At 69.7% G+C, this 10,653-nt stretch carries 11 protein-coding genes; 7 read left to right on the top strand and 4 right to left on the bottom strand.

Annotation, left to right across the window (positions count from 1 at the left end):
- Nucleotides 1-360: 360 nt before the first annotated feature.
- Entirely contained in the window at nucleotides 361-1,551 is a 1,191-nt protein-coding gene (locus tag ACX80N_RS15470; RefSeq protein WP_105031518.1) for an acyl-CoA dehydrogenase family protein, read from the top strand.
- 100 nt (nucleotides 1,552-1,651) lie between these two features.
- Here ACX80N_RS15470 and ACX80N_RS15465 read toward each other — a convergent pair whose 3' ends face one another.
- On the bottom strand, nucleotides 1,652-2,371 hold the full coding sequence (locus ACX80N_RS15465; protein ID WP_459340095.1) for a M23 family metallopeptidase: 720 nt from the start codon (nucleotides 2,369-2,371) through the stop codon (nucleotides 1,652-1,654).
- Between the two features lie 407 nt (nucleotides 2,372-2,778).
- Here ACX80N_RS15465 and rpsB point away from each other — a divergent pair, with 407 nt between their 5' ends.
- The 6 genes from rpsB (at nucleotide 2,779) to ACX80N_RS15435 (ending at nucleotide 7,949) form a co-directional block, all read left to right on the top strand.
- The gene (rpsB, locus tag ACX80N_RS15460; protein ID WP_459340094.1) at nucleotides 2,779-3,702 is read left to right on the top strand and encodes a 30S ribosomal protein S2; all 924 of its coding nucleotides are present in this window, start codon (nucleotides 2,779-2,781) and stop codon (nucleotides 3,700-3,702) included.
- Nucleotides 3,703-3,836: 134 nt separating this feature from the next.
- Nucleotides 3,837-4,673 carry a translation elongation factor Ts gene (tsf, locus tag ACX80N_RS15455; protein WP_459340093.1) on the top strand — a complete coding sequence of 279 codons (837 nt, stop codon included), beginning with the start codon at nucleotides 3,837-3,839 and terminating at the stop codon, nucleotides 4,671-4,673.
- A gap of 171 nt (nucleotides 4,674-4,844) precedes the next feature.
- Nucleotides 4,845-5,585 (top strand): UMP kinase, encoded by a 741-nt coding sequence (gene pyrH / locus ACX80N_RS15450; protein WP_105031521.1) that lies wholly within the window; start codon nucleotides 4,845-4,847, stop codon nucleotides 5,583-5,585.
- A 124-nt stretch (nucleotides 5,586-5,709) separates the two neighbouring features.
- Nucleotides 5,710-6,267 (top strand): ribosome recycling factor, encoded by a 558-nt coding sequence (frr, locus tag ACX80N_RS15445; RefSeq protein ID WP_105031522.1) that lies wholly within the window; start codon nucleotides 5,710-5,712, stop codon nucleotides 6,265-6,267.
- Nucleotides 6,267-7,298: a phosphatidate cytidylyltransferase gene (locus ACX80N_RS15440; RefSeq protein ID WP_459340092.1), complete on the top strand. Its 1,032-nt coding sequence runs from the start codon at nucleotides 6,267-6,269 to the stop codon at nucleotides 7,296-7,298. The genes frr and ACX80N_RS15440 overlap by 1 nt, the downstream gene beginning before the upstream one ends.
- 75 nt (nucleotides 7,299-7,373) lie before the next feature.
- Nucleotides 7,374-7,949, top strand: coding sequence for a DivIVA domain-containing protein (locus tag ACX80N_RS15435; protein WP_459340091.1), 576 nt, complete (start codon nucleotides 7,374-7,376; stop codon nucleotides 7,947-7,949).
- A gap of 34 nt (nucleotides 7,950-7,983) precedes the next feature.
- Here the strand turns inward: ACX80N_RS15435 and ACX80N_RS15430 are convergent, their stop codons facing one another.
- The 3 genes from ACX80N_RS15430 to ACX80N_RS15420 are packed head-to-tail and all read right to left on the bottom strand — an operon-like array spanning nucleotide 7,984 to nucleotide 10,634.
- Nucleotides 7,984-9,450 (bottom strand): sodium/solute symporter, encoded by a 1,467-nt coding sequence (locus ACX80N_RS15430; protein ID WP_459340100.1) that lies wholly within the window; start codon nucleotides 9,448-9,450, stop codon nucleotides 7,984-7,986.
- A 25-nt stretch (nucleotides 9,451-9,475) separates the two neighbouring features.
- The gene (locus ACX80N_RS15425) at nucleotides 9,476-9,859 is read right to left on the bottom strand and encodes a DUF485 domain-containing protein (RefSeq protein ID WP_105031524.1); all 384 of its coding nucleotides are present in this window, start codon (nucleotides 9,857-9,859) and stop codon (nucleotides 9,476-9,478) included.
- A gap of 55 nt (nucleotides 9,860-9,914) precedes the next feature.
- Nucleotides 9,915-10,634, bottom strand: coding sequence for a LytR/AlgR family response regulator transcription factor (locus tag ACX80N_RS15420; protein WP_105031525.1), 720 nt, complete (start codon nucleotides 10,632-10,634; stop codon nucleotides 9,915-9,917).
- Nucleotides 10,635-10,653: the final 19 nt, after the last annotated feature.

Here is a 10,653-nt window from a genome sequence, read left to right as displayed (position 1 = left end):
ATCTGTCCGTCCGGTCCGACAAACAGATCGACCGCACCGGATACCGCCACCGCCGACCCGGACGAGGCAGCCAACTGCCTGGCGGCCTCGAGAGCGGAGGCGGGCTCTTCGCTTGAACCCACCCCCCCCCCCCCCCCTCCTACCCCCCCCACCCCCCCCACCCCCCCCCCCCCTCCCCTTTCGTCTGTCCCCCCCGGTGCTGCTTGATGCCCGTCGCCTTCCCGCCCCGCACGGATGCGCGCTACTGGCGCCCTATGTTACCCACGGGTAACATGTTCTTGAGCGCAGCGCGCGCCCGCCGTACAGCCCACCTGTTCGCGTGGGATTCCGGTCGCCGAGGACCTGAGCGAGGGACATCCGATGAGCAAGACGCCGATCGATCTGAACAACCTGCCCTACGCGGACGGTGACTTCTTCGCGTTCGAGGAGCTGATGTCCGACAAGGAACGCTCCCGGCTCGAGGAGATCCGCGCGTGGCTCGCCCGCGAGGTCCGTCCCAACGCCGTGGACTGGTGGAACCGGGGCGCCTTCCCCCAGGACCTGATCCCCAAGCTCGCCGATCTGGATCCGGTGAGTCCCGTCCACCGGCAGGGCTATTCCAACCTCTTCGCGGGGATCACGCATGCCGAGTTCACGCGGGCGGACACGTCGATCGCCACGTTCATGGGCGTCCACGACGGGCTCTTCACCGGCTCCATCGAGGCGCTCGCCTCGAAGGAGCAGCAGGAGGAGTGGCTGCCGGACATCTACGCGATGAGGAAGATCGGTGCGTTCGGCCTCACCGAGCCCCTCGGGGGTTCCGACGTGGCCGGCGGCACCCGGACCACCGCCCGCCGCGACGGTAACACCTGGATCCTGAACGGTGCCAAGCGCTGGATCGGCAACGCGACCTTCTCAGACTGGGTGGTCGTCTATGCGCGGGACCTCGAGGACAACCAGGTCAAGGGTTTCCTCGTGGACACCGCGACGCCCGGCTTCTCCTCCACGAAGATCGAAAACAAGATCGCCCTGCGTACCGTGGAGAACGCCGACATCGTCCTCGACAACGTCGTCGTCTCCGACGACTTCCACCTCAAGGGTGCCAACAGCTTCAAGGACACCAACAAGGTCCTCAAGGTCACCCGCCTCTCCGTGGGCTGGCAGGCCGTCGGCCAGCAGCTCGCCGCGTTCGACGTCGCGCGCCGCTACGCGGTGGAGCGCGAGCAGTTCGGCCGGCCCATCGCCAGCTTCCAGCTCGTCCAGCAGCAGCTGGTCCAGATCCTCGGTAATGCGATGAGCTCGATGGGCATGATGGTCCGCCTCTCCCAGCTCGAGGACGCGGGCAGGGCCAAGGACGAGCAGTCCGCCCTGGCCAAGGCCTTCACGACGGCGCGCATGCGCGAGAGCGTCGCGGCCGGACGCAACATCCTCGGCGGCAACGGGATCGTCGTCGACTACGAGATGGCGAAGATCTTCTCCGACGCCGAGGCCGTGTACTCCTACGAGGGCACGCAGGAGATCAACACGCTCGTGGCGGGTCGCTCGATCACGGGTATCGCCGCGTTCGTCTAGCTTCCCCGACGTGGACGACGTCCTCCATCCGCAGGTGTGGCGGATCGCCGGCTTTCACGCCCGCCACAGGTATGCAGGGCGCGGGACGGAACGCGGCCGGTCATCCATCGAGCGGCAGCAGGACCGACGGACGGCGATCCGTCACGAAGGCCAGCGGGTCCACGTACTCGCCGTCCTGCCGCACGCCCCAGTGCAGGCACGACACCCCGCAGTGACCGGGCGGGGAGCCATCAGCACCCGGTGGTTCGAGGGTCGCCACCACCTCACCCCTGGTCACCCGCCGACCCTCGACCAGATCGGTGGTCACCGGCTCGAAGCTGCTGATCCGGCCCTGGCCATGGTCGATCGACAGCACCCCGCGGTCCACGACGGTGCCGGCGAAGGACACCACGCCGTCGGCGGGGCTGGCCACGGTGGTCGAGGCCCCGCGTCGGGCTGCCAGGTCGACCCCGCGGTGACCCCGCTCCCACTTCCGCGGTGGTTTCTCGAACGAGCGCAGCACCGTCGGATCCGGCGTCAGCGGCCACGACCATTCCGGGACGAAGGCCGCCGGGGGTCGCGGGAGGAAGCGATCGACGACGACGGGCCGATCCTCGGCAGCGCGGTGCCCGGCGCCGGTGGCGGACGCCGGACCTCCTGCTCCCACCGGCACCAGCAGCATGCCCACGAGAACGCCTGCCAGTCCGAGACGAGGAGCGCGAGCACGGCGCCGTCCGCCCGGGACGCCGCCTGCACGGCCGGCGGGTCGGGCGGGACGCACCGACCCTCCGTGCCGGGTGGACACCGGGAACCAGGAAGCGGGCGGATCGGGGAGGTCCATGCGGACATCCTGCCCCTGCACCGGGATGCAGGGAGAGGGCTGCCGACGCCATGTGGACAGGTGCGGACCAGGAGGGCCGCGGCGCCGGCGGACCCCCGTCGTGCGCCCTGACCGGCAGTGCCGCTGTAGTACACTTGTTCAAGCAGTCTGCTGCTTCCTCCTCCTCATGCCCACGGCATCATCGCGGGGCGGGATCATCGGGCTGACTACGCGTGCCTGCGATTCAGCGCCTCATTCCACTGCTGAAGCGCCCTCCCCACGGTCCGGCGGAAGCCGGTGAGGGAGGGGGCGTCCCGACGACAACCAGGTGCCAGGACGTAGCGGCCACCCCGGCCGGTACTGAGACAACCGTCAACAAGCTTCAGGCAGCGCGCTGCGCCAGAGCCGGAGCTGAAGAAAGGCAGAACATGCCAGTCGTAACCATGCGCCAGCTGCTCGACAGCGGCGTCCACTTCGGTCACCAGACCCGCCGTTGGAACCCGAAGATGAAGCGCTTCATCTTCACCGAGCGCAACGGCATCTACATCATCGACCTCCAGCAGTCGCTGTCCTACATCGACCGCGCCTACGAGTTCGTCAAGGCCACCGTCGCCCACGGCGGGACCGTCCTCTTCGTGGGCACCAAGAAGCAGGCCCAGGAAGCGATCGCCGACCAGGCGACGCGCGTCGGCCAGCCCTACGTCAACCAGCGCTGGCTCGGTGGCATGCTCACCAACTTCCAGACCGTGTCCAAGCGCATCCAGCGCATGAAGGAACTCGAAGAGATCGACTTCGACGACGTCGCCGGTTCGGGCCACACGAAGAAGGAGCTCCTGCTCCTCAAGCGTGAGCTGACCAAGCTGCAGAGCAACCTCGGTGGTATCCGCAACCTGACCAAGGCTCCCTCGGTCGTGTGGGTCGTCGACACCAAGAAGGAACACCTCGCGATCGACGAGGCCAAGAAGCTCGGCATCCCGGTCGTCGCGATCCTCGACACCAACTGCGATCCCGACGAGGTCGACTTCCCGATCCCGGGTAACGACGACGCCATCCGCGCCGTCAACCTCCTCACCCGCGTGGTCGCCGACGCCGTGGCCGAGGGCCTGATCGCCCGCCACAACCGTTCGGGCAACAACGACGCGGCCGCCGCCGACGAGCCCATGGCCGAGTGGGAGCGCGAACTGCTCGAGGGCAACACCGCCGAGGCAGCCGCACCGGCAGCCGAGGCAGCCCCCGCCGAGACCGCCCCCGCCGCCGACGAGGCTCCTGCAGGCCTGCAGGCCCCCATCGCCGAGGAAGTCCCCGAAGCAGTGGCTCCCGTCACGGAAGCCGCAGCAGACGACACCAAGTAGTTCCCGTTGCGTAAGGGGTGTGGGTCAAACCACGCCCCTTACGCATGTTCCGCGGATGTTCACCGCGGGATGCTCGTCCGCGGGCAGGAGCCCGCGCAAGCTTGTCGTAGATCCACATCAACTTAGGAGTTCGTATGGCAAATTTCACTGCCGCTGACATCAAGGCCCTGCGCGAGCGCACGGGCGCCGGCATGATGGACGTCAAGAAGGCCCTCGACGAAGCCAACGGCGACGCCGACAAGGCCCTCGAACTGATCCGCATCAAGGGACTCAAGGGCGCGACGAAGCGCGAAGGCCGTTCGACCGCCGAGGGCCTCGTGGCCGCTCGCGTCGAGGGCAACGTCGGCGTCATGGTCGAGGTCAACTGCGAGACCGACTTCGTCGCCAAGGCCGGCCCCTTCATCGAGTTCTCGAACAAGGTGCTCGGAGCAGCCATCGAGTCCGGTGCCACCGACGTCGAGACGCTCCTCGCGTTCGAGCTCGACGGCAAGCCCGTCTCCGAACACGTCATCGAGGCCGGTGCCCTGCTCGGCGAGAAGGTCGACGTCCGCCGCATCGCCCGCGTCGAAGGTCAGATCGTCGACGCCTACCTGCACAAGACGTCCAAGGACCTCCCCGCCCAGGTCGGCGTGCTCTTCGCCGTCGAGGGATCCGGTGACGCCGCCGTCGAGGCCACCCACGACGTCGCCGTCCACATCGCCGCGTACTCGCCCACCTACCTGACCCGCGAGGACGTCCCCGCCGAGCTCGTCGAGTCGGAGCGCCGCATCGCCGACGAGACCGCACGCGCCGAGGGCAAGCCGGAGCAGGCACTGGCGAAGATCGTCGAGGGACGTCTCACGGGCTTCTTCAAGGAGGGTGTCCTGGTGGATCAGGCCTTCGCCAAGGACGCCAAGAAGTCGGTCGCCACGGTCCTCGCCGACGCCGACGCCAAGGCCACGGCCTTCGCACGGTTCCGCGTCGGAGCCTAGGCCGCAGGCACGGTCCGTAGCACAAGGGGCGGCCGCCCCGGAGGTGGCCGCCCTTTCCTGCGCCCGGGAGGCGCGCCGTATCCTGTAACGGATCCGGCAACATCCCGACAACCCGCACCACAGGCCGTCCAACCAGGAACGGCCCACAGTTCTACGCCCGGGAGGCATCTCATGGACACCGAATCGAACGCTGCGACGGCTGGTACCGGGCGTCGGCGCCGGGTGCTCCTCAAGCTCTCCGGTGAGGTGTTCGGTGGCGGCAAGCTCGGCGTCGATCCCGAGACCGTCCGGTCCGTGTCGAAGCAGATCGCGGCGACCGTCGGTGACGTGGAGGTGGCGATCGTCGTCGGTGGCGGCAACTTCTTCCGGGGCGCAGAGCTGTCCCAGAGCGGCATGGACCGTTCCCGGGCCGACTACATGGGCATGCTGGGCACCGTGATGAACTGCCTGGCCCTGCAGGACTTCCTCGAGCAGGCCGGCGTGGAGACCCGCGTGCAGAGCGCCATCACCATGGGCCAGGTCGCCGAGGCGTACATCCCGCGGCGCGCCATCCGCCACCTGGAGAAGGGGCGCGTGGTCATCTTCGGCGCCGGAGCGGGCCTGCCGTACTTCTCGACCGACACCGTCGCGGCCCAGCGGGCCCTCGAGGTGCACGCCGACGAGGTCCTCATGGCGAAGAGCGGGGTGGACGGCGTCTACACCGCCGATCCCCACAAGGACCCGACCGCGGAGAAGCTGGACACGCTGTCCTATGACGAGGCCCTGCGCCGCGACATCCGGGTGATGGACCAGACCGCCATGACCATGTGCAAGGACAACAACCTGACCATGGTGGTGTTCGGCATGGAGGGGGAGGGCAACGTCACCCGTGCCATCCGCGGCGAGAAGCTCGGCACCGTCGTCACGGCCTGACCCTGCCCGACCGGCCGGGACGGTGCACCGCCGCCCTGCCCGGCCGGGACGTGGCACACCCTGAACTAGGATTGAACACTGGAACGGCTGCCGGGCAGCCGACTGCGGAGCGAAGGAGCACACTGTGATCGAAGAGACATTGCTGGAAGCCACCGACAAGATGGACAAGGCCGTGGAGGTCGCGAAGGACGATTTCGCGACCGTCCGCACGGGCCGGGCCAACGCGGCCATGTTCTCGAAGATCACGGTGCTGTACTACGGCGCGCCCACCCCGCTGCAGCAGCTGGCGTCCTTCCAGAACCCCGAGGCACGCACGCTCCTGATCACCCCGTTCGACCGCAGCGCACTGAACGACATCGAGAAGGCGCTGCGCGATTCCGATCTCGGCGCCAACCCGTCCAACGACGGCAACGTGATCCGTGTGGTCCTGCCCGAGCTGACGCAGGAGCGCCGCAAGGAGTACGTGAAGCTCGTGAAGACCAAGGCGGAGGACGCCAAGGTCTCCGTCCGCAACATCCGCCGCAAGGCCAAGGACGGCATCGACCGGGCCGTCAAGGACGGCGACGCCGGCGAGGACGAGGGCTCGCGCGCGGAGAAGGAGCTCGACGCCCTGACGAAGTCCCGCGTGGACCTCATCGACGAGCTGCTGAAGCGCAAGGAATCCGAGCTGCTCGAGGTCTGATGGCAGACCTCGATCCTCCCGGTGCGGACCGCGGCCGGGCGGCCGGAGCCGACGCCGGGCCCGATGCCGGGACAGACGACGCCTCCGGCGTCGCCGCCGCCGGGACGACGGTGGCTCCGGGCGCCGACCCGGCTCCCGGCTCCCGCCGATCGCGCCGGAGAACGCGCGTGTCCGCTCATCGGCTGTTCCGGCGCGGGCCCAGGGACGCCGGTACGCCGTCGCGTGCGGGCCGCAACCTTCCCGCCGCGATCGGCGTCGGCGCGGCGCTGCTGATCCCCACGCTGGTGGGACTGCTGTTCTTCCCCGTGGTCTTCGTCGGCATCGTGACCCTGCTCGCGGCCGTCGGTGTGTGGGAGACCTGCCGCGCACTCGAGGTGCGGCGCATCCACGTGCCGCTCGTGCCCACCCTGGCCGGGACACTGGTGCTCCCGTTCTCCGCCTACTTCGGCGGCGCCGAGGGGCTGGCAGCCGCCACCGTCCTCGCCGTCCTCGCGCTGTTCCTCTGGCGCTCGGTCGATCCCGCGCCGGACGCCGCCAAGAGCCTGATGGCCGGGACCTTCACGGTGCTCTGGGTGCCGTTCATGCTGAGCTTCGCGATGATCCTGATGCGCGCGGAGGGCGGGTTCCTCGTCATCGCCACCGTGCTGCTGCTCGCCGTCGCCAACGACACCTTCGGATACCTGGTCGGGGTCTTCTTCGGCAAGCACGCCATGGCGCCGAAGATCAGTCCGAAGAAGTCCTGGGAGGGTTTCGGCGGGTCGATCGGCGGGGCCCTGGTGATCGGCGGACTCTGCGCGGTGTTCCTGCTGGGGCAGCCGCTGTGGGTCGGGCTGGTGCTCGCCGTCGTCATCGTGGCGTCCGCGACCGCCGGCGACCTCGCCGAGTCGATGATCAAGCGCGAGCTCGGCGTCAAGGACATGGGCAGCATCCTGCCCGGTCACGGCGGGGTGATGGACCGCCTCGACTCGATCGTCTTCGCCTCCCCGATGGCGTACCTGCTGTCCGCTACATTGGTTCCGGGGTTGCTGTAACCGCAGGTCGGCGAGTGCCCCGGAGCGTATGGCTCCCGCAGGTCTCACCAGGTTTCAGCAGAAGGACACAAGACGATGGACGTGCCTCGCCCGGGCAGTTCTCCGTTCGCGCGCGTCAGCCGCACGGAGTTCGGCTACAACATGCGCCAGGTGGACCGCTTCCTGAAGAAGGCGCGCGGGCACTACAACGCGGACAGCCCGGACAGCTCCATCACCAGCAGGGACGTCCGTGCCATGGCGTTCGACCCCGTCAAGGGCGGTTACGATCCGCAGGCCGTGGACGCCGCGCTCGACCGCCTCGAGGACGTCTTCGCCCTGCGGGAACGCGACCACCTGATCCGCACCCAGGGCGAGGACGCGTGGCTGCGGCAGATCGGCCGTTCGGCGGCGGTCCTCCGGAACCGGCTCAACCGCCCGCCGGGGGAGCGCTTCCGGCGCCCGGCGAAGAAGACCGTCCCGAGCTACGACGTCGACGACGTGGACCGGCTGTGCGACGAGCTCCTGCAGTACCTCGAGCACGAGGTCCCCATGAGCGTCGACGTCGTCCGCCGAGCGGTGTTCCGCGAGGCACGCGGAACCGACGGCTACGAGGAGAACCAGGTGGACGTGTTCCTGGACCGCGTCGTCGAACTCATGGCCGGCATCGACTGAACGCCGGGCCCCGGACCGGACGCCGCGCCCGACGCTAGCGTGGCTCGGGCGTGTGCAACCGCGCCAGCACGCGTGAGGCCGACGCGGGCCGCCGTCCCGCCGTCGCGCGGGACACGAGCACCATGGTGAGGAACGCCGCCGGCACCGTCCACAGGGCCGGCTGACCCAGCCAGACCCACCGCTCGCCCGCCCCCGGTCCCAGCAGCGCCGTCGCGGTGATCGCCCCGCCGCACAGGACGGCGCCCGTGAGCATGCCCGCGATGGCACCGGCGTCCGTCAGCCCCCGCCACCAGATGCCGAGCAGCAGCAGCGGGCAGATCGTGGACGCCGTGAAGGCGAACACGGACCCCACGCTGCCGGCGAGGGCGAGGCTGTCGGTCATCAGCGCGACTCCGAGGGGCACCACCGCCGAGAGCAGGGCCGCGCTCCGGAAGCCCCTGACGCTGCCGTGGAAGAACTCCTGGCTGACCACCCCGGCGAGCGACACCACGAGGCCGCTCGTCGTCGAGAGGAACGCGGCGAAGGCCCCGGCCGTCACGAGGGCGGAGAGGAGATCGCCCGTGGCGCCGTCGAAGATGCGCCCCGGGAGCAGCAGGACGGTCGCGTCGGCTGCTCCGGCCGCGGCGAGTTCGGGCGTGTGGATGCGGCCGAGGATCCCGTACACCGTGGGGAACAGGTAGAACACCGAGAGCAGGCCGAGCACGATCAGGGTGGTCCTCCGCGCCGACGCGCCGTCCGGGTTCGTGTAGAAGCGGACCAGCACGTGGGGCAGGCCGAGCGTCCCGAACAGCAGTGCGATGACGAGCGAGATGGTGCCGTACAGCGAGGCGTCCGCCGCGGTGTCGAGGTCCGCGGTGAACGCGCTGCCACCGGCCGTAACGGCCCCGCCGTCGGCGCCGAGGCGGAACAGGATGAAGGCCACGGGGACCGCGAGGGCCGTCAGCTTCAGCCAGTACTGGAAGGCCTGCACGAAGGTGATGGAGCGCATCCCGCCGGTCACCACGCTCAGGCACACCACCACGACGACGGCCAGCGGCCCCGCCCAGGCGGGCAGGCCCGTGGTGATGCGCACCGTCAGGGCCGCCCCGTGCAGCTGCGGCACGATGTACAGCCAGCCGACGACGACGACGAGCAGGCTCGTCACGCGTCGCACCAGCAGGGAGTCGAGCCTGGCCTGGGCGAAATCGGGGATGGTGTAGGCGCCCGAACGGCGCAGGGGAGCGGCGACGAACAGCAGCAGCATGAGGTAGCCGGCGGTGTAGCCGATCGGGAACCACAGGGCGTCCACCCCGGAGACGAGGATGAGCCCGGCGATGCCGAGGAAGCTGGCCGCCGAGAGGTACTCGCCGCCGATCGCCGAGGCGTTCCACCACGGACGCACGGTGCGGGACGCCACGTAGAAGTCCCCGGTGGTCCGCGAGATGCGCAGCCCGTAGATACCGATGAGCACGGTGCTGAGCGACACGAGGACGAGGGCCGTGTAGCCCACGGCCGGGCTCAGCTGCAGCAGGCCGTCGTCGAGCGCGTCAGTCATCGTCGACGAGGTCCTGGAAGCGCCGCTCGTTGCGGGCCGCGCTGCGCACATAGAGGACGGCGCACCCGATGACGAGGGGGTAGACCCCGAGGCCGAGGAGCAGCCAGGGGACGGGGACGGTCAGGACGGTGACGCCGTCGATGTCGGGGAAGACCGTGAGCAGTACCGGGATCCCGATGAGGATGACCAGGAAGCCGCCCGCGACCACGAGCGCCAGGCGCAGCTGCGACCGGATGAGGGACTCGACGAACAGCTGGCCCACCTCGGACTGCTCGGCCATCTCGCGGGCCACGGGGAAGGACGCCCCGGTGGCCCGGGCCGCCGTCCTCGGCGCCGTGACCCGCACGCGGCGCGGGACGTCGGACTGCTCCTCCATCACGGGCGCCCGGAAGGGGCCGACCGCCGGCCTGCGCGCTGCACCCTGCCCGCCGTCAGGAGCTCGGGCGGAGGCGCGTGGCCTCGAGCTTCTCGCGGACGTCGGGCAGGTGCCGCCGGCTGACCGGCAGCTCGGCGTCCCCGACGAACAGGCTCGCACGGCCCGCGCCCATCCGGACCTTCCGCACCTGGTCCATGGCGACGAGGTAGGAGCGGTGCGTGCGGAGGAACCCGGCCTCGGCCCACTGGCGCTCGAGGTCGCTGAGCGGGATGCGGATGAGGTAGCTGGCCTCGGCGGTGTGCAGGCGCGCGTAGTCGCCCTGAGCCTGGACGTAGCGGACGTCGTCGCGCCGGATCATCCGGCTGACGCCGCCCTGGTCCACGGTGATGACCTCCGGCGCCGGCGTCGAGCCCTCCATGAGCTCGCAGACGCGCCGCACTGATTCCGCGAGGCGTTCGGTCCGCACGGGCTTCAGGAGGTAGTCGACGGCGCGCAGCTCGAAAGCCTCGAGGGCGCGGTCCTCGTCGGCGGTGACGAACACGACGGCGGGTGGACGCGCGAAGCGGGAGATGACCCGGGCGATGTCGAGCCCGGACAGGGACGGCATGTGGATGTCGAGGAACAGGGCGTCGACGCTGTGCTGCTCGAGGGCCCGCAGGGCCTGCGCCCCGCTGGAGGCGCGGTGGATGGTGCCGATCCGGGCGTCCTTGCCGAGCAGAAAGGCCAGTTCCTCGACGGCGGGGAGCTCATCGTCGGCGATGACAACATTGACCATGCGTCCTAGGTTACGCGGT

The sequence above is a fragment of the Arthrobacter sp. MDT2-16 genome (genome assembly GCF_054510925.1).
This window is presented reverse-complemented; position numbering and strand designations above follow the sequence as displayed.